This window comes from Erwinia sp. S43, from assembly GCF_016624745.1.
Classification (GTDB): domain Bacteria; phylum Pseudomonadota; class Gammaproteobacteria; order Enterobacterales; family Enterobacteriaceae; genus Erwinia; species Erwinia coffeiphila.
Genome location: NZ_JACVTX010000004.1, coordinates 1 through 22,295, shown reverse-complemented (window position 1 = coordinate 22,295; position 22,295 = coordinate 1). Strand labels below are relative to the sequence as shown.

General features: G+C 53.3%; 21 protein-coding genes. 20 read left to right on the top strand and 1 reads right to left on the bottom strand.

Translation table 11 applies throughout. The features are described from left to right. The first annotated feature begins 20 nt into the window (after positions 1 to 20). Positions 21 to 812, top strand: a complete 792-nt coding sequence (gene nei, locus IBT47_RS06305; RefSeq protein ID WP_200559819.1) for an endonuclease VIII — start codon at positions 21 to 23, stop codon at positions 810 to 812. Positions 813 to 888: 76 nt separating this feature from the next. Here the strand turns inward: nei and IBT47_RS06300 are convergent, their stop codons facing one another. Then, the gene (locus IBT47_RS06300) at positions 889 to 2,172 is read right to left on the bottom strand and encodes a citrate synthase (RefSeq protein ID WP_105591079.1); all 1,284 of its coding nucleotides are present in this window, start codon (positions 2,170 to 2,172) and stop codon (positions 889 to 891) included. Positions 2,173 to 2,800: 628 nt separating this feature from the next. Here IBT47_RS06300 and sdhC point away from each other — a divergent pair. The 19 genes from sdhC (at position 2,801) to cpoB (ending at position 22,080) form a co-directional block, all read left to right on the top strand. After that, entirely contained in the window at positions 2,801 to 3,190 is a 390-nt protein-coding gene (gene sdhC, locus IBT47_RS06295; protein WP_105591080.1) for a succinate dehydrogenase cytochrome b556 subunit, read from the top strand. Then, positions 3,184 to 3,531, top strand: coding sequence for a succinate dehydrogenase membrane anchor subunit (sdhD, locus tag IBT47_RS06290; protein ID WP_105591081.1), 348 nt, complete (start codon positions 3,184 to 3,186; stop codon positions 3,529 to 3,531). The genes sdhC and sdhD overlap by 7 nt, the downstream gene beginning before the upstream one ends. Beyond that, entirely contained in the window at positions 3,531 to 5,297 is a 1,767-nt protein-coding gene (gene sdhA, locus IBT47_RS06285; RefSeq protein WP_105591082.1) for a succinate dehydrogenase flavoprotein subunit, read from the top strand. Before sdhD ends, sdhA begins: the two co-directional genes overlap by 1 nt. A gap of 15 nt (positions 5,298 to 5,312) precedes the next feature. Continuing rightward, a complete protein-coding gene (locus IBT47_RS06280) occupies positions 5,313 to 6,029 on the top strand; it encodes a succinate dehydrogenase iron-sulfur subunit (protein WP_105591083.1) in 717 nt (238 codons plus the stop codon). A gap of 229 nt (positions 6,030 to 6,258) precedes the next feature. Beyond that, complete coding sequence (gene sucA, locus IBT47_RS06275; RefSeq protein ID WP_200559818.1) at positions 6,259 to 9,066, top strand: 2-oxoglutarate dehydrogenase E1 component; 2,808 nt, start codon at positions 6,259 to 6,261, stop codon at positions 9,064 to 9,066. A gap of 14 nt (positions 9,067 to 9,080) precedes the next feature. Continuing rightward, entirely contained in the window at positions 9,081 to 10,301 is a 1,221-nt protein-coding gene (odhB, locus tag IBT47_RS06270; RefSeq protein WP_200559817.1) for a 2-oxoglutarate dehydrogenase complex dihydrolipoyllysine-residue succinyltransferase, read from the top strand. A gap of 91 nt (positions 10,302 to 10,392) precedes the next feature. Next, positions 10,393 to 11,559, top strand: a complete 1,167-nt coding sequence (gene sucC, locus IBT47_RS06265; protein WP_105591086.1) for an ADP-forming succinate--CoA ligase subunit beta — start codon at positions 10,393 to 10,395, stop codon at positions 11,557 to 11,559. After that, positions 11,559 to 12,434 carry a succinate--CoA ligase subunit alpha gene (gene sucD, locus IBT47_RS06260; protein ID WP_105591087.1) on the top strand — a complete coding sequence of 292 codons (876 nt, stop codon included), beginning with the start codon at positions 11,559 to 11,561 and terminating at the stop codon, positions 12,432 to 12,434. The genes sucC and sucD overlap by 1 nt, the downstream gene beginning before the upstream one ends. Positions 12,435 to 13,040: 606 nt before the next feature. After that, on the top strand, positions 13,041 to 14,609 hold the full coding sequence (gene cydA, locus IBT47_RS06255; RefSeq protein WP_105591088.1) for a cytochrome ubiquinol oxidase subunit I: 1,569 nt from the start codon (positions 13,041 to 13,043) through the stop codon (positions 14,607 to 14,609). Positions 14,610 to 14,624: 15 nt separating this feature from the next. Next, positions 14,625 to 15,764 (top strand): cytochrome d ubiquinol oxidase subunit II, encoded by a 1,140-nt coding sequence (gene cydB, locus IBT47_RS06250; RefSeq protein ID WP_105591089.1) that lies wholly within the window; start codon positions 14,625 to 14,627, stop codon positions 15,762 to 15,764. Between the two features lie 14 nt (positions 15,765 to 15,778). Next, on the top strand, positions 15,779 to 15,886 hold the full coding sequence (cydX, locus tag IBT47_RS06245; RefSeq protein WP_105591090.1) for a cytochrome bd-I oxidase subunit CydX: 108 nt from the start codon (positions 15,779 to 15,781) through the stop codon (positions 15,884 to 15,886). Then, the gene (ybgE, locus tag IBT47_RS06240) at positions 15,886 to 16,179 is read left to right on the top strand and encodes a cyd operon protein YbgE (RefSeq protein ID WP_200559816.1); all 294 of its coding nucleotides are present in this window, start codon (positions 15,886 to 15,888) and stop codon (positions 16,177 to 16,179) included. Before cydX ends, ybgE begins: the two co-directional genes overlap by 1 nt. A gap of 250 nt (positions 16,180 to 16,429) precedes the next feature. Continuing rightward, positions 16,430 to 16,834: a tol-pal system-associated acyl-CoA thioesterase gene (ybgC, locus tag IBT47_RS06235; RefSeq protein ID WP_105591092.1), complete on the top strand. Its 405-nt coding sequence runs from the start codon at positions 16,430 to 16,432 to the stop codon at positions 16,832 to 16,834. A gap of 5 nt (positions 16,835 to 16,839) precedes the next feature. Continuing rightward, positions 16,840 to 17,517 carry a Tol-Pal system protein TolQ gene (gene tolQ, locus IBT47_RS06230; RefSeq protein ID WP_200560051.1) on the top strand — a complete coding sequence of 226 codons (678 nt, stop codon included), beginning with the start codon at positions 16,840 to 16,842 and terminating at the stop codon, positions 17,515 to 17,517. Between the two features lie 12 nt (positions 17,518 to 17,529). Beyond that, the gene (gene tolR / locus IBT47_RS06225) at positions 17,530 to 17,958 is read left to right on the top strand and encodes a colicin uptake protein TolR (RefSeq protein WP_105591094.1); all 429 of its coding nucleotides are present in this window, start codon (positions 17,530 to 17,532) and stop codon (positions 17,956 to 17,958) included. Between the two features lie 29 nt (positions 17,959 to 17,987). After that, positions 17,988 to 19,301 carry a cell envelope integrity protein TolA gene (gene tolA, locus IBT47_RS06220; RefSeq protein ID WP_200559815.1) on the top strand — a complete coding sequence of 438 codons (1,314 nt, stop codon included), beginning with the start codon at positions 17,988 to 17,990 and terminating at the stop codon, positions 19,299 to 19,301. 109 nt (positions 19,302 to 19,410) lie between these two features. Further along, positions 19,411 to 20,703: a Tol-Pal system beta propeller repeat protein TolB gene (tolB, locus tag IBT47_RS06215; protein WP_105591096.1), complete on the top strand. Its 1,293-nt coding sequence runs from the start codon at positions 19,411 to 19,413 to the stop codon at positions 20,701 to 20,703. Positions 20,704 to 20,745: 42 nt separating this feature from the next. Beyond that, positions 20,746 to 21,261, top strand: a complete 516-nt coding sequence (gene pal / locus IBT47_RS06210) for a peptidoglycan-associated lipoprotein Pal (RefSeq protein WP_105591097.1) — start codon at positions 20,746 to 20,748, stop codon at positions 21,259 to 21,261. A 9-nt stretch (positions 21,262 to 21,270) separates the two neighbouring features. Further along, positions 21,271 to 22,080: a cell division protein CpoB gene (gene cpoB / locus IBT47_RS06205; protein ID WP_105591098.1), complete on the top strand. Its 810-nt coding sequence runs from the start codon at positions 21,271 to 21,273 to the stop codon at positions 22,078 to 22,080. Positions 22,081 to 22,295 lie beyond the last annotated feature (215 nt).

Genomic DNA, 22,295 nt, shown 5'->3' with positions numbered 1-22,295 from the left:
ACAGACGCAACGGAGTTTGCATGCCGGAAGGTCCTGAAATTCGCCGGGCGGCGGACCGCCTGGAAGAGGCAATTCAAGGTAAAGTGCTGACCGAGGTTTGGTTCGCCTATCCTGCGCTGCAGGCCCGTCAGCATGAGCTGGTGGGGCAGCGGGTGACGGCAATTGAGACGCGCGGTAAGGCCTTACTGACTCACTTTTCCAACGGGCTGACGCTATACAGCCACAATCAGCTTTACGGTGTATGGCGCGTGGTGCCAACCGGCAAAGAGCCTGACAGCAAGCGTGTGCTGCGGGTCAAACTGTCAACGGCGGACAAAACGCTGCTTTTATATAGCGCATCGGATATCGAACTGCTGGATGCCAACGGCGTGGCCGCCCATCCGTTTCTGAACCGAGTCGGGCCGGACGTGCTGGATATGAAGTTGACGGCTGAGCAGGTACGCGAGCGTTTGCTGTCGAAGCGTTTTCGCCGTCGTCAGTTCAGCGGACTGTTGCTCGATCAAAGCTTTCTCGCCGGATTGGGTAACTACCTGCGGGTTGAAATTCTCTGGCAGGCTGAGCTGGCGGCGAGTCATCGGGCCGAGGACCTGAGTGATGCGCAGTGTGATGTACTGGCGGAAGCACTGCTGGCCATACCGCGACTTTCTTACCGAACGCGGGGTGAAGCCGATGAAAACCGCCATCACGGCGCGATTTTCAGCTTTAAGGTATTTCATCGTGCAGGGCAGGCCTGCGAGCGCTGCGGAGAAACCATTGTGAAAACCACGCTATCGTCCCGGCCGTTTTATTGGTGCCCCGGTTGCCAGAAATAAAAAAAGCCGGGATGCAGATCCCGGCTTTTTACTGGCTCTTTTCTGGCACTGATTGAAAATCAGGCCAGCCTCGCAGTTACTTCTTCAGATGAGAGGTAAAATCGCGTTTGTCGTAGCCGGTGTACAGCTGGCGCGGACGGGCAATTTTCACGCCGTCGTCGTGCATTTCTTTCCAGTGTGCAATCCAGCCAACGGTACGCGCCATCGCGAAGATAACGGTAAACATTGAAGATGGAATGCCCATTGCTTTCAGAATGATGCCGGAATAGAAGTCGACGTTTGGATAGAGTTTGCGCTCAATAAAGTACGGATCGTTCAGCGCGATGTGCTCCAGTTCCATGGCGACTTCCAGCAGGTCATCTTTCATACCCAGCTCTTTCAGCACTTCATGGCAGGTTTCACGCATCACGGTGGCACGCGGATCGTAGTTTTTGTACACGCGGTGGCCGAAGCCCATCAGACGGAACGAATCGTTCTTATCTTTGGCGCGGCGCAGGAACTCAGGAATGTGTTCAACGGTGCTGATCTCTTCCAGCATGCGCAGGCAGGCTTCGTTCGCGCCGCCGTGAGCCGGTCCCCACAGCGAGGCGATGCCCGCGGCGATACAGGCAAACGGGTTCGCACCGGAAGAACCGGCGGTACGCACGGTAGAGGTGGAGGCGTTTTGCTCGTGATCGGCATGCAGGATCAGAATACGATCCATCGCTCTTTCCAGTACCGGATTCACGACATAATCCTCACACGGTGTGGAGAACATCATGTGCAGGAAGTTACCGGCATAGGAAAGATCGTTGCGCGGATAGGCAAACGGCTGACCGATTGAATATTTGTAACACATTGCCGCCATGGTAGGCATTTTAGACAGCAGGCGGAAAGCGGCGATCTCACGATGGCGTTCGATATTAACGTCCATGGCATCATGATAGAAAGCAGCCAGCGCGCCGGTTACGCCGCACATAACGGCCATCGGATGCGAGTCGCGACGGAAGCCGCGGAACAGATGGTGGATCTGCTCGTGCAGCATGGTGTGACGGGTCACTGTCGTTCTGAATTCGTCAAACTGGGCTTTTGTCGGGGCTTCGCCGTTTAACAGGATGTAGCACACTTCCAGATAGTTGGAATGCAGAGCCAGCTGATCGATGGGGAAACCACGATGCAGCAAAATGCCTTCATCGCCGTCGATGTAGGTAATTTTTGATTCGCAGGACGCGGTAGAGGTAAAGCCTGGATCAAAGGTGAAATACCCTTTAGAACCTAAAGCCCGGACATCAATCTCTTCCTGACCTAATGTGCCTTTTAGCACATTAAGTTCAATAGGAGCTTCGCCTTCGAGGGTTAGCGTCGCTTTTTTATCAGCCATTTATAGTCTCCTTAGCGCCTTATATAGGGATCTTTAACACCGGGAAGTCACGCACTCCCAGCTCATTGCCAGGCGCAGAAGGTAATCATCTCTGTGGCATCTTTAAGGCGTGCAGGGTACAGAGTGACGGGCGCTCGTGGGCTGGGTTAGGCACATTCCTGAGAGTGTAGCATGGTAGTTAAGAGATCCGGTCTAAACATGCTTACGTTATAACCAATACCGTTGCTTTATAAAGAATACGACTCAATGTTACATAACTTGTGCTTAGGGGAAAGTGTATCCCCATAACTTTTGTGCATCATAGAACTTTTATTGCTCAGTTTGTAACAGAGATGTTGAAGTTATGTCAAATCAGATAATTAAATTTGTATCAAATATGAAAACCGTGAATGCGATCACTGTTCTATCGAAATGTCTCCAAAGTGTTTGTAGGGGAATTGTAATGAGAATGTGATCCGCCTATACTGCCGCCAGGTCTCCGGGAATACCCTGTTGTAGGAGCCACCCAGCGTTTCATACGCGTCGTTTTGACACTGGATGTTGTTTTAGGTGCCTGGCGCAATGTTTGACTTGTTAACGCTGTCTGACCCGCCCTCAGGACCGGAGGAAGCAAAATAAGAAAAGCTGTGTGGGCAAAACCGTGAAAAAACAAAGACCTGTCAACTTGGATCTCACTACGATCCGGTTTCCCGTTACTGCAATAGCATCCATTCTCCACCGCGTTTCCGGTGTGATCACCTTCGTGGCGATCGGGATCCTGCTCTGGTTACTGGGTCTGTCACTCTCTTCACCCGAAGGCTTCCAGCAGGCATCCGCCGTGATGGACAGCTTTATCGCTAAATTCATTATGTGGGGCATTCTGACCGCGCTGGCTTATCACATTGCCGGCGGCATTCGCCATTTAATGATGGACTTTGGCTATCTGGGTGAAACATTAGAAACGGGCAAACTTTCTGCGCAAATTGCGTTCGGTATTACTGTCGTGCTCTCAATCCTGGCTGGAGTCCTTGTATGGTAAGCAATGCTTCTGCACTGGGTCGTAATGGCATCCATGACTGGCTGCTGCTACGTGCCGCCGCCATGGTGATGACCCTCTATGTGATTTATATCCTCGGTTTTCTGGTGATGTCTGGGACCCTGACCTATGACATCTGGCGTGGTTTTTTCGCCTCTTCCTTTACTAAAGTTTTCACCCTTCTGACGCTGTTCTCCATCCTGGTGCACGGCTGGATCGGTATGTGGCAGGTACTGACCGACTACATTAAACCACTGGCGCTGCGCATGATGCTGCAGCTGGTGATAGTGGTTGCGCTGTTGGTATATGCAATTTATGGAACTGTAGTGGTGTGGGGTGCGTAATGAGTTTGCCAGTCAGAGAATTTGATGCCGTAGTTATTGGTGCCGGTGGTGCAGGTATGCGCGCCGCACTGCAGATTTCCCAATCGGGCCAGACCTGTGCCCTGTTGTCGAAAGTTTTCCCAACCCGTTCCCACACCGTGTCTGCTCAGGGCGGTATTACCGTAGCGCTGGGTAACAGCCACGAAGATAACTGGGAATGGCACATGTACGATACCGTCAAGGGTTCCGACTACATCGGAGACCAGGACGCGATTGAATATATGTGCAACGTTGGTCCGGAAGCGATTCTGGAACTGGAGCATATGGGCCTGCCGTTCTCCCGTCTTGATGATGGCCGAATCTACCAGCGTCCGTTCGGCGGCCAGTCGAAGAACTTCGGCGGTGAGCAGGCGGCTCGTACCGCAGCAGCCGCAGACCGTACCGGCCATGCGCTTCTCCATACGCTGTATCAGCAGAACCTGAAAAACCACACCACTATCTTCTCCGAATGGTACGCGCTGGACCTGGTGAAAAACGCCGACGGTGCCATCGTGGGTTGTACCGCACTGAATATTGAAGATGGTGAAGTGGTTTACTTCAAAGCCCGCGCTACCGTGCTGGCAACCGGCGGTGCCGGACGTATCTACCAGTCAACCACCAATGCGCATATCAACACCGGTGACGGCGTGGGTATGGCACTGCGTGCCGGTGTGCCGGTGCAGGATATGGAAATGTGGCAGTTCCACCCGACGGGTATTGCCGGTGCCGGTGTACTGGTAACGGAAGGCTGTCGCGGTGAGGGTGGCTACCTGCTGAACAAGCACGGTGAGCGTTTTATGGAACGCTACGCGCCGAATGCAAAAGATCTGGCCGGTCGCGATGTGGTTGCACGCTCGATCATGATCGAGATTCGTGAAGGCCGCGGCTGCGATGGTCCGTGGGGCCCGCACGCCAAGCTGAAACTCGATCACTTGGGTAAAGATGTTTTAGAAGCGCGTCTGCCGGGCATTCTCGAACTGTCCCGTACCTTTGCGCACGTCGATCCGGTGAAAGAGCCGATCCCGGTTATACCGACCTGCCACTATATGATGGGTGGCATTCCGACCCGCGTAAGCGGCCAGGCGCTGACGGTAAATGAACAGGGTGAAGATGTGTTGATCCCTGGCCTGTTTGCCGTGGGCGAAATCGCCTGCGTATCGGTACACGGTGCTAACCGCCTGGGCGGCAACTCGCTGCTCGATCTGGTGGTCTTTGGCCGTGCTGCGGGTGTGCACCTGCAGGAATCTATCGCCGAGCAGGGTGAGCTGCGCGATGCGACAGAAGAAGAGATCGAAGCTTCTCTGGCACGTCTGAACCGCTGGAATAACAACGTTTCGGGTGAAGATCCTGCCGAGCTTCGTAAAGCGCTTCAGTCCTGTATGCAGAATAACTTCTCGGTATTCCGTGAAGGTGATGCGATGGCGAAAGGCCTGGCCGAACTTAAAGTTCTGCGTGAGCGCCTGAAAAATGCCCGTCTTGACGATCGTTCCAGCGACTTCAACACCCAGCGCGTTGAGTGCCTGGAGCTGGATAACCTGATGGAAACGGCTTATGCCACCGCGGTGTCGGCTAACTACCGCACCGAAAGCCGTGGAGCGCACAGCCGCTTCGACTATCCTGAGCGTGATGATGCGAACTGGTTATGTCACAGCCTGTATCTGCCGCAAAGTGAAAGCATGACTCGCCGTGAGGTGAACATGCAGCCGAAACTGCGTGCGGCCTTCCCGCCGAAAGCGCGTACTTACTAGTTTGCGGAGAAACACATGAGACTCGAATTTTCCATCTATCGTTACAACCCGGATGTCGATGATGCTCCGCGGATGCAGGATTACACGCTGGAGTCTGAAGAAGGCCGCGACATGATGCTACTGGATGCGCTGATGCGTTTGAAAGAGAAAGATCCGACATTAGCCTTCCGCCGTTCGTGCCGTGAAGGGGTATGTGGTTCTGACGGTATCAACATGAACGGTAAAAACGGTCTGGCCTGCATCACACCGGTTTCCGCATTGGGCAATGGCAAAAAGAAAATTGTTATCCGCCCGCTGCCAGGATTACCGGTTATTCGTGATTTGGTGGTAGACATGGGGCAATTCTATGCTCAGTATGAGAAGATTAAGCCTTACCTGTTGAATAATGGGAAAAAACCACCAGCAAGGGAGCATTTGCAGCAGCCGGAGCAGCGTGAAAAACTGGATGGCCTGTACGAGTGTATTCTTTGTGCATGCTGTTCCACCTCATGTCCGTCATTCTGGTGGAACCCGGACAAATTTATTGGCCCGGCAGGGTTACTGGCTGCGTACCGGTTCCTGATTGACAGCCGCGATACAGAAACCGATGCGCGTCTGGATAATCTGAGTGATGCTTTCAGTGTATTCCGCTGCCACAGCATCATGAACTGTGTCAGTGTCTGCCCGAAAGGGCTAAACCCGACCAAAGCCATCGGCCATATCAAGTCGATGTTGCTGCAGCGTGGTGCATAATAGTGTTGTTTCCGGGAACCTCTGGTTCCCGGAGTTTTAACAGGACATCTTTGTAAGATGTTTCCAATAGAGTGCAGTTGTTGGAAACGTCTTGCAAAGGTTCCCTTACGGGCCGGTCGCTCGTATCGAAGAACCGTATTTCGGTAAGCCGTTTACGCGGCGCGGGACTTGCAAAGGTTCCATTAAACAACCACGGCGAAAAAAAGCAAAAAATGCTTAAGGGATCACAATGCAGAACAGCGCGATGAAACCCTGGCTGGACTCCTCCTGGCTGGCCGGCGCGAACCAGTCCTACATAGAGCAACTCTATGAGGACTTTTTAACCGATCCTGACTCTGTCGATGATGCATGGAAATCTCTTTTCCAGCAGCTTCCCGGTACTGGGGTTAAACCTGAGCAATTTCATTCCACGACTCGCGAGTACTTTCGTCGTTTGGCGAAAGACGCATCGCGTTATACCACCTCCGTTAGCGATCCTGAAACCAACGCCAAGCAGGTCAAGGTTCTCCAGCTGATTAACACTTTCCGTTTCCGCGGACATCAGCATGCCAACCTCGATCCGTTAGGGCTGTGGAAACTGGAGACGGTTCCGGATCTTGATCCTGCCTATCATGGATTAAGTGAGGCTGACTTCCAGGAGAGTTTCAACGTCGGTTCATTTGCCATCGGCAAAGACACGATGAAGCTGTCCGACCTGTATGCAGCACTGAAGCAAACCTACTGTGGTTCAATCGGCGCTGAGTACATGCACATCACTAATACCGATGAGAAGCGCTGGATTCAGCAGCGTCTTGAGTCGGTAATGGGGCGCGCTTCGTTCTCTCCAGAAGAGAAGAAAGGCTTCCTCAAGCAGCTGACCGCAGCAGAAGGTCTGGAGCGCTATCTGGGGGCAAAATTCCCGGGTGCTAAACGCTTCTCACTGGAAGGCGGCGATGCACTGGTGCCAATGCTCAATGAGATGATCCGTCATGCCGGTAAGAGCGGCACGCGTGAAGTGGTGCTGGGTATGGCGCACCGCGGACGTCTTAACGTGCTGATCAACGTGCTGGGTAAAAGGCCGCAGGAGCTGTTCGACGAGTTCTCCGGCAAGCATAAAGAACATCTGGGTACCGGCGACGTTAAGTACCATATGGGCTTCTCCTCTGATGTTGAAACAGAGGGTGGCAGCGTGCACCTGGCGCTGGCATTCAACCCATCGCACCTGGAGATCGTTAGCCCGGTGGTTATGGGCTCCGTTCGCGCGCGCCTCGATCGTCTTGATGAGCCGAGCAGCAATAAAGTACTGCCGATTACCATTCATGGCGATGCAGCAGTCACCGGGCAGGGCGTGGTGCAGGAAACCCTGAACATGTCGCAGGCTCGTGGTTATGAAGTGGGCGGTACCGTACGTATCGTGATCAACAACCAGATTGGTTTCACCACCTCAAACCCGAAAGATGCCCGTTCGACTCAGTACTGTACCGATATTGGTAAAATGGTGCTGGCACCGATTTTCCACGTAAACGCGGACGATCCGGAAGCCGTTGCCTTTGTCACTCGTCTGGCGTTGGATTTCCGTAACACCTTCAAACGCGACGTCTTTATCGATCTGGTTTGCTATCGCCGTCATGGCCACAACGAAGCTGATGAGCCAAGTGCGACGCAGCCGGTGATGTACCAGAAAATCAAGAAACACCCTACGCCGCGTAAACTCTATGCTGACAAGCTGGAAGCCGAGAAGGTCGCCAGCCTGGAAGATGCCACGGAAATGGTCAATCTGTACCGTGATGCTCTGGATGCTGGTGAATGCGTGGTGCCTGAGTGGCGTCCGATGAGCCTGCACTCCTTTACCTGGTCTCCTTATCTTAACCACGAGTGGGACGAGAAATATCCGGAAACCACAGATCTGAAGCGCCTGCAGGAACTGGCTAAGCGCATCAGTACAGTGCCGGAAGCGGTTGAAATGCAGTCGCGCGTAGCGAAAATTTATAACGACCGTGCCGAAATGGCCGCGGGTAATAAACTGTTCGACTGGGGCGCAGCTGAAAACCTTGCCTACGCCACGCTGGTTGATGAGGGCATCCCATGCCGTCTGTCCGGTGAGGATATGGGGCGCGGTACCTTCTTCCATCGCCACGCAGTGATCCACAACCAGTCCAACGGTTCTACCTATACTCCACTGCAGCACGTGCACAATGGACAAGGGACCTTCAAAGTCTGGGACTCTGTACTCTCAGAAGAAGCGGTACTGGCCTTTGAATACGGTTACGCCACCGCAGAACCCCGTACTCTGACCATCTGGGAAGCGCAGTTTGGCGACTTCGCCAACGGTGCTCAGGTGGTAATCGATCAGTTCATCAGTTCCGGCGAGCAGAAGTGGGGCCGTATGTGTGGCCTGGTGATGCTGTTGCCGCACGGCTATGAAGGTCAGGGACCGGAGCACTCTTCCGCACGCCTGGAGCGTTATCTCCAGCTTTGCGCCGAGCAGAACATGCAGGTTTGCGTGCCGTCCACACCGGCTCAGGTTTATCACATGCTGCGTCGCCAGGCGCTGCGCGGTATGCGCCGTCCGCTGGTGGTGATGTCACCGAAGTCATTGCTGCGTCATCCGCTGGCGGTATCTTCTCTGGAAGAACTGGCTAACGGCGGTTTCCAGCCTGCTATCGGTGAAATCGATGAGCTTGATCCGCAGGGCGTGAAGCGCGTTGTGCTGTGTTCCGGTAAGGTTTATTACGACCTGCTGGAAAAACGTCGTAAAAACGAGCAAACCAACGTGGCCATCGTTCGTATCGAGCAGCTGTATCCGTTCCCGCATAAAGCGGTACAGGATATCCTGCAGCAGTACGCTCACGTGCATGATTTTGTCTGGTGTCAGGAAGAGCCTCTGAACCAGGGTGCATGGTATTGCAGTCAGCATCATTTCCGCGAAGTCGTGCCGTTTGGGGCTTCATTACGTTATGCCGGTCGTCCCGCATCTGCATCGCCGGCAGTTGGCTATATGTCCGTTCACCAGAAGCAGCAGCAAGATCTGGTTGATGACGCGCTGAACGTTGAATAAATTAAGGAAAAATAATGAGTAGTGTAGAGATTCTTGTTCCCGATCTGCCAGAATCCGTTGCTGATGCGACTGTTGCAACCTGGCATAAAAAACCTGGCGATAGCGTTCAGCGTGATGAAGTGCTGGTCGAGATCGAAACTGACAAAGTGATCCTGGAAGTTCCTGCTTCAGCAGACGGTGTACTGGAAGCGATCGTTGAAGATGAAGGTGCAACCGTAACGTCTCGTCAGGTGCTGGGTCGCCTGAAAGAGGGCAACAGCGCGGGCAAAGAAACGTCAGCGAAAGCCGACAGCAAAGAGTCGACTCCGGCACAGCGTCAGAGCGCTTCTCTGGAAGAAGAGAGCAACGATGCCCTGAGCCCGGCAATTCGTCGCCTGATCGCGGAGCACAACCTTGATGCAGCCGCAATTAAAGGTAGCGGAGTCGGCGGTCGTCTGACGCGTGAAGATGTGGAGAAACACCTGGCTAAGGCACCGGTAGCGAAAGCCGCCGAACCTAAAGCAGCTGAAGCTGCACCAGCCAGTTCGCTGGGCAACCGCAGTGAAAAACGCGTGCCGATGACTCGTCTGCGTAAGCGCGTAGCTGAACGTCTGCTGCAGGCTAAAAACAGCACCGCCATGCTGACCACCTTCAACGAAGTGAACATGCAGCCAATCATGTCACTGCGCAAGCAGTACGGTGAAGCCTTCGAAAAACGTCACGGTGTGCGTCTGGGCTTTATGTCTTTCTACATCAAAGCCGTGGTAGAAGCGCTGAAGCGTTACCCGGAAGTGAATGCCTCAATCGACGGCGAAGACGTGGTGTACCACAACTACTTCGACGTCAGCATTGCAGTCTCCACTCCACGTGGCCTGGTGACTCCGGTGCTGAAAGATGTCGATGCCCTGAGCATGGCGGACATCGAGAAGAAAATTAAAGAGCTGGCTATTAAAGGCCGTGACGGCAAGCTGACCGTAGATGAACTGACCGGCGGTAACTTCACCATTACCAACGGCGGCGTCTTTGGTTCACTGATGTCCACGCCGATCATCAACCCACCGCAGAGCGCGATCCTGGGCATGCATGCCATTAAAGATCGTCCTATGGCGGTAAACGGTCAGGTTGTGATTCAGCCAATGATGTATCTGGCACTTTCTTACGATCACCGTCTGATTGATGGCCGCGAATCCGTCGGTTATCTGGTGGCGATTAAAGAACTGCTGGAAGATCCGGCTCGTCTGCTGCTGGACGTTTAAAACCCCTGGCGTGCGGCCTTGTGCCGCACCCATCCTATGTGTAGCCGTTGCTGACGGCTAAGTCTTTTCAGACCTGAATGGATAGAACATCATGAACTTACACGAATATCAGGCAAAACAGTTGTTTGCACGGTATGGCTTACCGGCACCAACCGGTTATGCCTGCACCACGCCACGTGAAGCAGAAGAAGCCGCCTCTAAAATCGGCGCCGGTCCGTGGGTAGTGAAATGTCAGGTTCATGCCGGTGGCCGCGGTAAAGCGGGCGGTGTGAAAGTGGTTAACAGCAAAGAAGACATTCGTGCTTTTGCTGAAAACTGGCTGGGTAAAAACCTGGTTACTTACCAGACCGATGCTAACGGCCAGCCGGTAAACCAGATTCTGGTTGAAGCGGCAACCGACATCGACCAGGAGCTGTATCTTGGTGCAGTGGTTGACCGTGCAACGCGTCGCGTTGTGTTTATGGCGTCAACCGAAGGCGGCGTGGAAATTGAAAAAGTGGCGGAAGAGACCCCGCACCTGATTCATAAAATGGCGCTGGACCCACTGACTGGCCCGCAGCCTTTCCAGGGTCGCGAGCTGGCCTTTAAACTGGGCCTGACCGGTAAGCAGATTGGTCAGTTCACCAAAATCTTCATGGGTCTGGCAACGCTGTTCCTGGAGCGCGATCTGGCACTGGTTGAGATCAACCCGCTGGTGATCACCAAGCAGGGCGATCTGGTCTGCCTGGACGGCAAACTGACTGCCGATGGTAACGCGATGTTCCGCCAGCCTGAACTGCGCGAAATGCGCGACCCAAGCCAGGAAGATTCTCGTGAAGCGCACGCAGCACAGTGGGAACTGAACTACGTGGCGCTGGAAGGCAACATCGGCTGTATGGTTAACGGCGCAGGTCTGGCGATGGGTACCATGGACATCGTTAAGCTGAGCGGCGGCCAGCCTGCTAACTTCCTGGACGTTGGCGGTGGCGCAACCAAAGAGCGCGTGACTGAAGCGTTTAAAATCATTCTGTCCGATGACGCAGTGAAAGCGGTATTCGTGAACATCTTCGGCGGCATTGTTCGCTGTGACCTGATCGCTGACGGTATCATCGGTGCCGTGGCGGAAGTGGGTGTAAACGTACCGGTTGTTGTGCGTCTGGAAGGTAACAATGCTGAACTGGGTGCCAAAAAACTGGCAGACAGCGGCCTGAATATTATTGCAGCAACCAGCCTGAGTGACGCGGCGCAGCGCGTTGTTGCCGCAGCGGAGGGTAAATAATGTCAATTCTGATCGATAAAAACACCAAAGTGATCTGCCAGGGTTTCACCGGCGGTCAGGGTACCTTCCACTCCGAACAGGCGCTGGCCTATGGTACGCAGCTGGTTGGCGGCGTAACGCCAGGCAAAGGCGGTACTGAGCACCTGGGTCTGCCGGTATTTAACACCGTGCGTGAAGCCGTAGAAGCGACAGGCGCAACCGCATCTGTTATCTATGTTCCGGCTCCGTTCTGTAAGGACGGTATCCTGGAAGCTATCGATGCCGGTATCAAACTGATTATCACCATCACCGAAGGTATTCCGACGCTGGATATGCTGACCGTGAAGGTGAAGCTGGACGAAGCCGGTGTGCGCATGATCGGTCCTAACTGTCCGGGCGTTATCACCCCTGGCGAATGTAAGATCGGCATCATGCCTGGTCACATTCACCAGCCGGGTCGTATCGGTATCGTTTCACGTTCCGGTACCCTGACTTATGAAGCCGTTAAGCAAACGACTGATATCGGCTACGGCCAGTCTACCTGTGTCGGTATCGGCGGTGACCCAATTCCTGGCTCTAACTTCATTGATATTCTGAAGCTGTTCCAGGACGATCCGCAGACTGAAGCGATCGTGATGATCGGTGAAATCGGCGGCAGCGCTGAAGAAGAAGCTGCGGCGTTCATCAAGGAACACGTCACCAAACCTGTTGTAGGCTACATTGCTGGTGTTACCGCGCCGAAGGGCAAGCGTATGGGCCACGCCGGTGCGATCATCGCCGGTGGTAAAGGTACTGCTGACGAGAAATTTGCAGCACTGGAAGCGGCCGGTGTTAAAACCGTGCGTAGCCTGGCTGACATCGGCGATGCGGTTAAAGCCGTTCTGCCACAGAAATAACGTTAAAAAAACTCGACATATTGGCCACCTTCGGGTGGCCTTTTTTTTGATCCTCTGCCAGGCTTTAAGCAGTTCATCAAAAAATGGCTTATTTATTATTTAATATAATATTTCTCGTCATGTCTTAAATTGCCCATCATATTACCTTAATGTTTAACTGTTACGTAAATATAAGGTACAAATAATTAACAATTATGCCTTTGCTACCATTTGCTAATAGTCTAAATGTTATTTTAGATCAAAAAAACGCGAGTTATTTACCAGGTATTTAACTGGAAGAATTTGTCAATTTTGGTATAAATTGCGCTATATCAAATGGATGTTCTGGCCCGCCATGTGCAGAAATTTGATCTGGATATAAAAAACAATAATGCAGTGATAAACCCCTTTAAATATAAGTCTATTGGGGCGTATTATAGCTGGTGCAAGTCTTACCGAGCTTTTTAACCTGTCTTTAACTTTTAGATCACCCTGGCGGGAGGCGCGCTGTTATGCGTCTGAAACCAATACCAGGAATAATTATGTATTTTCGGGTCAGCGGAATATACCTGAGTAATTTACTCAATTATTTTTTGCCACGACCCATTAGCGGAGCAAGGAGTCAAAATGTTGGATATTGTCGAACTGTCGCGGTTACAGTTTGCCTTGACTGCCATGTATCACTTCCTGTTTGTACCATTAACGCTGGGTATGGCGTTTCTGCTGGCAATAATGGAAACGGTATATGTGCTTTCAGGTAAGCAAATCTATAAGGATATGACTAAGTTCTGGGGCAAGTTATTTGGGATTAACTTTGCTCTTGGCGTCGCAACAGGACTCACCATGGAGTTCCAGTTCGGTACCAACTGGTCCTATTACTCTCACTACGTAGGCGATATCTTCGGTGCGCCGCTGGCGATCGAAGGCCTGATGGCGTTCTTCCTCGAATCGACCTTTGTCGGCCTGTTCTTCTTCGGTTGGGATCGTCTGGGTAAAGTGCAGCATATGGCTGTGACCTGGCTGGTTGCGCTGGGATCAAACCTTTCTGCGCTGTGGATTCTGGTCGCCAACGGCTGGATGCAGAACCCGATTGCCTCAGAATTTAACTTCGAAACCATGCGTATGGAAATGGTCAGCTTCTCTGAGCTGGTGCTGAACCCGGTCGCTCAGGTTAAATTCGTTCACACCGTTGCTGCGGGTTACACCTGCGGAGCGATGTTTATCCTCGGTATCAGTTCTTACTATCTGCTTCGTGGCCGCGATCTGGCATTTGCTAAACGCTCATTCGCGATTGCTGCCAGCTTCGGTATGGCCGCTATTCTGTCGGTTATCGTACTGGGTGATGAATCCGGTTATGAAATTGGTGACGTACAGAAAACTAAACTGGCGGCGATAGAGGCCGAGTGGGAAACCCAGCCGGCTCCTGCTGCGTTTACCCTGTTCGGTATTCCCGATCAGGATACGCAGGAAAATAAATACGCGGTGCAAATTCCGTGGGCGCTGGGCCTGATTGCTACCCGTTCGGTGGATAAACAGGTAACCGGTCTGAAAGAACTGCTTGGCCAGCATGAAGTCCGTATCCGTAACGGGATGAAAGCCTATGAACTGCTGCAGGAACTGCGCAGCGGCAACCAGGACCCGGCTGTTCGTACTGCCTTCAATGCGGCGAAACATGACCTCGGATATGGCCTGCTGCTCAAACGCTATACGCCAAACGTCACTGATGCCAGCGAAGCGCAAATCGAGATGGCAACCAAGGATTCAATTCCACGCGTAGCACCGCTCTACTTCTCCTTCCGCATCATGGTTGGCTGTGGCGTGCTGATGCTGCTGATTATCGGTCTGTCGTTCTGGTCAGTAATTCGTAACCGCATTGGTAACTGCAAAACACTGCTCAAGTGTGCTCTGTACGGTATTCCATTGCCGTGGATTGCTATTGAGTCCGGCTGGTTTGTTGCCGAGTACGGTCGTCAGCCTTGGGCAATCGGTGAAGTGCTGCCAACTGCCGTGGCGAACTCCTCACTGACCGCTGGTGACCTGTTGTTCTCAATGGGTCTGATTTGCGGACTGTATACCCTGTTCCTGGTCGCGGAAATGTATCTGATGTTTAAATTCGCCCGCCTTGGACCGAGTAGCCTGAAAACCGGACGCTATCACTATGAGCTGTCCAGTACTCATTCGCAGCCAGCACGCTAAGACAGGAGTTCTCACATGTTTTCTTACGAGATATTGCGTTTTGTATGGTGGGTGCTGATCGGTGTACTGCTGATTGGGTTTGCCGTCACCGAAGGCTTTGACATGGGCGTGGGTATGCTGTCGCGTATTCTGGGTAAAACCGATACCGAGCGCCGCGTGATGATTAACAGTATTGCACCGCACTGGGACGGTAACCAGGTCTGGCTGATTACTGCTGGTGGTGCATTGTTTGCTGCCTGGCCAACGGTCTATGCCGCGGCGTTCTCCGGCTTTTACGTGGCGATGATTCTGGTGCTGGCGTCTTTATTCTTCCGTCCGGTTGGGTTTGATTACCGCTCGAAAATTGAAGACATGCGCTGGCGCGGAATGTGGGACTGGGGCATTTTCATCGGTAGCTTTGTGCCGCCGCTGGTGATCGGTGTGGCGTTTGGTAACCTGCTGCAGGGTGTGCCGTTCCACATTGATAGCGATCTGCGCCTGTTCTACACCGGCAACTTCTTCCAGCTGCTGAATCCGTTTGGCCTGGTGGCAGGTATCGTCAGCCTGACGATGTTCCTGACCCAGGGGGCAACTTATCTGCAAATGCGTACCGTGGGTGAACTGCATCTGCGTTCACGCGTTACCGCGCAGATTTCTGCACTGGTGATGATGGTGTGTTTCCTGCTGGCAGGTGTCTGGGTTGTTTACGGCATTGATGGCTATGTAGTGACTTCCGCTATCGATCATAACGGCGTTTCTAATCCGTTACTGAAAGAAGTAAGCCATGAAGCGGGAGCCTGGATGCGGAACTTCAACAGCGCTCCGATACTGTGGGTAATTCCTGCGCTGGGCGTTGTGCTGCCGCTGCTGACGATTCTCTGCTCTCGTCTGGAGAAAGGGGCCTGGGCATTCGTCTTCTCTTCTCTGACGATGGCCTGCGTTATCCTGACCGCGGGCGTGGCGATGTTCCCATTCATCATGCCTTCAGTAACCGTACCTAACGTCAGCCTGACAATGTGGGATGCAACGTCGACTCTGCTGACGCTGAGAGTAATGACCGTAGTGGCAATTATCTTTGTGCCAATCGTCCTGTCTTACACCATCTGGTGTTACTACAAAATGTTCGGTCGCGTGACCAAAGAGCAGATTGAAAGTAACAGCCATTCTCTCTACTAAGAAGGAGCGACACTATGTGGTATTTTGCCTGGATACTTGGCACGCTGCTGGCCTGTGCTTTCGGTGTGATCACCGCGCTGGCTCTGGAGCAGGCAGAAGCAACAGCGAAAGATAAACATTAATGGGGCAGGGCATCGCTCATCTTTATCGGCTGATGGATAAGGGCCCGCTGCGGGCCCTTTCACTGATAGCCGCACTGCTGCTGGCGGGTTGTATGTTTTGGGACCCGTCACGCTTTGCTGCTAACAGTAGCCAGCTTGCCATCTGGCAGGGACTGGTGCTGATGTGGGCCGTTTGCAGCGGAGTGATTCACGGCGTAGGCTTTCGTCCGCGCCGCCTGCGCTGGCAGGGATTTTTCTCGCCGCTCCCGGCTCTGGTGGTACTTATCATCGGTCTGGCATTTTTCTTTTTATAAACGCCTCTGGGGTCAGCAGTGGCTGGCCCTTTCACTCTCTTCTTCCTTCTGTTCGATTCAGTGCTAAGAAATCTTTTTTTAGCTGCATTTCTGTCAGTCTTTGTCTGATAAATGTGCTGAAATCAGCTAAGTTGTTACCGGCTGATAATTATTTTCGTTCCCCTCTGGCAACCCATTCCAAAGGCGTAATCTCTTGCGTATAGTAGCAACGTTTTCATGTACCAACGTTTAAGCATTACCGGGATGTAGAGTGAGTACAACGCTGTTTCAATGGCCGGTTCGCGTCTATTACGAAGACACCGATGCCGGTGGTGTGGTTTACCACGCCAGCTATGTCGCTTTTTATGAACGAGCACGGACTGAGATGCTGCGTCAGCGTCATTTCAATCAGCAGGCGCTTCTGGAACAACAGGTCGCTTTTGTCGTGCGTCGTATCACGGTCGATTACCTTGCAGCTGCCCGCCTCGACGATATGCTCGACGTGCAGAGCGAGGTCATTGCCATGAGCAGAACGACCATGACATTTGCCCAGCGTATCCTTAATGCAGATGGCCGTGTGCTCAATGAAGCAGAAGTCCTTATCGCCTGCATCAACCCACATCTAATGAAGCCGATAGCGCTTCCCAAGTCTATTGTCGCGGAGTTCAAGCAGTGACTGACATGAACATTCTTGATTTGTTCCTGAAGGCGAGCCTTCTGGTCAAACTTATCATGTTGATTTTGATCGGGTTTTCAATCGCTTCCTGGGCGGTCATTATTCAGCGCACCCGTATCCTTAATGCTGCTGCACGCGATGCGGACGCCTTCGAAGACAAGTTCTGGTCGGGTATCGAACTGTCTCGTCTTTATCAGGAAAGCCAGGCGCGTCGCGATGAACTTGGCGGTTCTGAACAAATCTTCTACGCGGGCTTTAAGGAGTTTGCACGTCTTCATCGTGCGAACAACCATGCCCCCGAAGCGGCGGTGGAAGGGGCGACGCGCGCCATGCGCATTTCCATGAACCGCGAGCTGGAAGCGTTGGAAAACCACATTCCATTCCTCGGTACAGTGGGCTCCATCAGTCCTTACATCGGCCTGTTTGGTACGGTGTGGGGGATTATGCATGCCTTTATCGCGCTGGGCGCGGTGAAACAGGCCACCCTGCAAATGGTTGCTCCGGGTATTGCTGAAGCACTGATTGCCACTGCGATCGGTCTGTTCGCGGCGATTCCGGCCGTTATGGCCTATAACCGCCTGAACCAGCGTGTGAACAAGCTGGAACAGAACTACGACAACTTTATGGAAGAGTTTACGGCTATCCTGCATCGTCAGGCTTTCTCCAGCGACGCAAGCAAGTAAGTCGGAGGTTTTATGGCCAGAACGCGTGGTCGCGGTCGTCGCGATCTGAAGTCCGAAATCAATATTGTTCCATTGCTGGACGTGCTGCTGGTGCTGTTGCTGATTTTCATGGCAACGGCACCGATTATCACCCAGAGTGTGGAAGTGGATCTGCCGGACGCAACCGATTCAAAAACAGTCTCCAGTGACGATAATCCGCCAGTGATTGTCGAAGTTGCGGGCGTCGGACAGTACAGCCTGGTGGTCGATCACGACCGGATGGAGCAGCTGCCGCCGGAACAGGTGATTGCCGAAGCGCGAAGCCGCATTACGGCGAATCCGAAGACCGTGTTCCTGATTGGCGGTGCTAAAGAAGTGCCTTACGACGAAATCATCAAGGCGCTGAACTTGCTGCATCAGGCAGGCGTTAAGTCCGTCGGACTGATGACGCAGCCGATTTAATTCATCCGAACCGTTTTTGGGAACCGAGAGTGTCGAAGGCAACCGAGCAAGACGATAAGTTAAAACGAGCCATAACCATTTCCGTGGTGCTGCATATCATTTTGATTGCGGCGCTGGTATGGAGCTCGTTTGACGAAAATATCGACGCCAGCGGCGGCGGTGGCGGTAGCGATATTGACGCGGTGATGGTCGATCCTGGTGCTGTCGTTGAACAGTACAATCGCCAACAAAATCAGCAGAGCGACAGCAAGCGCGCCGAGCAGCAGCGTCAGAAGCAGGCAAAACAGCAGGCGGAAGAGCTGCAGCAGAAGCAGGCCGCTGAGCAACAGCGGCTGAAGCAGCTGGAAAAAGAGCGTCTGCAGGCGCAGGAAGACGCTAAGCAACAGGCAGCGGAACAGGCAGCCGAGCAGAAACAGGCGGAAGCCGCAGCCAAACAGGCGCAGCAGGAACAGAAACAGGCCGAGGCGGCTGCAGCAAAAGCCAAGGCCGAAGCGAAAGCCGAAGCGGACGCACAGGCTAAGGCGAAAGCGGATGCCCAGGCGAAAGCCAAGGCCGACGCTCAGGCGCAGGCTAAAGCAGAGGCCGATGCTCAGGCGAAAGCCGCAGCGGATGCCAAGAAAAAAGCGGAAGAAGAGGTCAAAAAGGCTGCTGCTGACGCGAAGAAAAAAGCGGAAGAGCAGGCTAAGCAGGCCGCTGCGGAAGCGGCTAAAGTGAAAGCAGCCGCGGATGCGAAAGCTGCAGCAGCGGAAGCCAAGGCGCAGGCTGCTGCCGAGGCGAAAGCCCAGGCCGCCGCAGAAGCAAAAGAAAAAGCCGCAGCGGAAGCCAAAGAGAAAGCTGCCGCTGAAGCGAAGGCAAAAGCCGATGCTGCCGCGAAAGCGAAAGCCGACGCCGCGGCCAAAGCCAAAGCGGATGCCGCAGCCAAGAAGAAAGCGGCAGCCGAGGCAGCGAAAGATGCCGGTGACGTAGGCGACCTGCTGGGGGATCTCTCCTCCGGTAAGAATGCGCCGAAATCAGGTAATGCCGCAGGCGGTGGCGGCGCTGCAGGGCAGGGTACACAGAAAAAATCCGGTGCCTCCGGCGCGGCAATAGACAGTTATCTGGGGCAGGTTAAAGGTGCGATCCAGAGTAAGTTCTATGATGCAGATACCTTCGCCGGTAAAACCTGCGATGTTCGGATTAAACTGGCAGCAGACGGATTACTGATCTCCGCGAAGCCGGCGGGCGGTGACTCGGCACTTTGCCAGGCAGCGGTGAATGCCGCCAATATGGCGAAGATTCCTAAACCACCTAGCCCGGAAGTGTGGCAGGCTGTTAAAGATGCAACGCTGGAATTTAAACCGTAAGAATCCGGTAACCAGCGGCATGTTGAACTATGTTAAACATGCCGTACTCTTAGGTTTGTTGATACAAGGCTAATTATCATGGGCGTTTTGTCCGGATAAGGGAGAAATAATGAAGCAGGCATTTCGTGTAGCGCTGAGTTTTTTACTGCTGTTTGTCGCCGTGGCGCATGCAGAAGTACGCATTGAAATTACTCAGGGTGTGAACACCGCGCGCCCTATCGGCGTGGTTCCGTTTAAGTGGGATGGCCCTGGCGCTGCCCCGGAAGATATTGGTGGCATCGTTGCTGCCGACCTGCGTAACAGCGGCAAATTTAACCCGCTGGATCGTTCACGTCTGCCACAGCAGCCAACCTCTGCCGCTGAAGTGCAGCCTGCTGCATGGACCGCGCTGGGTATTGATGCCGTGGTGGTTGGTCAGGTGCAGCCTGGTGCCGACGGTAGCTATCTGGTTTCCTACCAGCTGGTCGATACCTCCGGCAACCCGGGTGCGGTACTGGCGCAAAACCAGTTCAAAGTCACCAAACAGTGGCTGCGCTATGCGGCGCACACCGCCAGTGATGAAAGCTTTGAGAAGCTGACCGGCATTAAAGGTGCGTTCCGTACGCGTATCGCTTACGTGGTAACCACCAACGGCGGCCAGTTCCCGTATGAGCTGCGCGTTTCCGACTACGATGGCTACAATCAGTTTGTGGTTCACCGTTCACCTCAGCCGCTGATGTCCCCGGCCTGGTCTCCGGACGGCAGCAAACTGGCCTATGTGACCTTTGAGAGCGGTAAATCAGCGCTGGTGATCCAGACGCTGGCCAACGGTGCTATCCGTCAGGTTGCTTCGTTCCCACGTCACAACGGCGCACCGGCATTCTCACCGGACGGCAGCAAGCTGGCTTTCGCTCTTTCTAAAACCGGCAGTTTGAACCTGTACGTGATGGATATTGGCTCCGGCCAGATCCGCCAGGTGACCGACGGTCGTTACAACAGCACCGAGCCGACCTGGTTCCCGGACAGCCAGAGCCTGGCCTATACTTCTGACCAGGCCGGACGCCCACAAATTTATAAAGTCAGTGCAAGCGGTGGTACACCGCAGCGTATTACCTGGGAAGGTTCACAGAACCAGGATGCGGACGTGAGCGCTGATGGCAAATCAATGGTGATGATCAGCACCAACGGTGGCGCTCAACACGTCGCCCGACAAGATCTGGTAACGGGAGCCGTTCAACAATTAACGGACACGTTCCTGGATGAGACGCCAAGTCTCGCACCTAACGGCACAATGGTAATCTACAGCTCAACTCAGGGTATGGGTTCCGTATTGCAGTTGGTTTCGACGGATGGGCGTTTCAAAGCGCGTCTTCCGGCAACTGATGGACAGGTCAAGTTTCCTGCCTGGTCGCCGTATCTGTAATGCATATAAATATGTATGACAAACAATAATTAGGAATCAAAAATGCAACTGAACAAAGTGCTGAAAGGCTTAATGCTGGCACTGCCAGTAATCGCGGTAGCGGCTTGTAGCTCACATAAGAACAACAACAACGACCAGACCAATGCAGGCCTGGACGGTTCTAACAGCGGCTACAACAACGGCGGCAACATGTCTTCTGACGAGCAGGCGCGTCTGCAGATGCAGCAGCTGCAGCAGAACAACATCGTTTACTTCGGTCTGGACAAATATGACATCCAGTCTGAATTCGCTCAGATGCTGGATGCGCACGCTAACTTCCTGCGTAGCAACCCGTCTTACAAAGTGACTGTTGAAGGTCACGCGGATGAGCGCGGTACTCCTGAGTACAACATCGCACTGGGCGAGCGTCGTGCTAACGCAGTTAAGATGTACCTGCAGGGTAAAGGTGTTTCTGCTGACCAGATCTCTATCGTTTCTTACGGTAAAGAGAAGCCAGCTGTACTGGGCCACGACGAAGCAGCCTATGCTAAAAACCGTCGTGCCGTACTGGTTTACTAAGAGACTCACATGATTAGTAGCTTCAGAACTCAACTATTGAGTCTGTCGTTACTGATTGGCATAGCGGCCCCCTGGGCCGCTAATGCCCAGGCAACAATCAGTAGCGTTGGCTCAGGCTCGGTCGAAGACCGCGTCACCACTCTTGAGCGTATTTCTAATGCTCAGGCACAACTCCTCCAGCAGCTCCAGCAGCAGCTATCCGACACGCAAAACGATATTGATTCTCTGCGCGGCCAGATCCAGGAAAACAGCTATCAGCTGAACCAGGTTGTTGAGCGACAGAAAGGTATCCTTCAGCAGATCGACAGTCTGAGCAGCGGTGGTGCTAATGCCGGTGCGCAGGCCAGCGGTGCGGGAGATGCAGCCGCCGGAGCGGCGGCTGCAACTGGCAGTGCGGCAGGCGATGCAACGGCGGCGGCCCCAACGGCCGCGCCGACGCAAAGCGGCGATGCGAATACCGACTACAACGCAGCGGTGGCGCTGGTACTGGAAAAAAAACAGTACGATCAGGCTATCGCAGCGTTTCAGGCCTTTGTGAAAAAGTATCCGGATTCAACCTATCAGCCTAATGCCAACTACTGGCTTGGGCAGTTGAATTACAACAAGGGCAAAAAAGACGATGCGGCCTACTATTTCGCTACGGTTGTCAAAAATTACCCTAAATCGCCAAAAAGCGCCGACGCGTTGTTTAAGGTTGGAGTGATCATGCAGGAGAAGGGCGATAAGGCAAAAGCCAAAGCCGTTTACCAGCAGGTTATAAAACTTTATCCAAACAGTGAAGCGGCAAAGCAGGCGCAAAAGCGTTCCGCAGCTCTTTAACTGGCGCGATTTGACCAGAATACGCCTGAATTCTGGTCTTAACGCGTGAAAGCTAAGCAGTTGAACGTAATGTGTTGAAATAGTGGTTGCGCTGGAAATTCAAATCAGTAATATATGCCGCCGTTGCCGGGGGATATGTAAATAGCATCCAGCAGCACAAAATTGGGTCGTTAGCTCAGTTGGTAGAGCAGTTGACTTTTAATCAATTGGTCGCA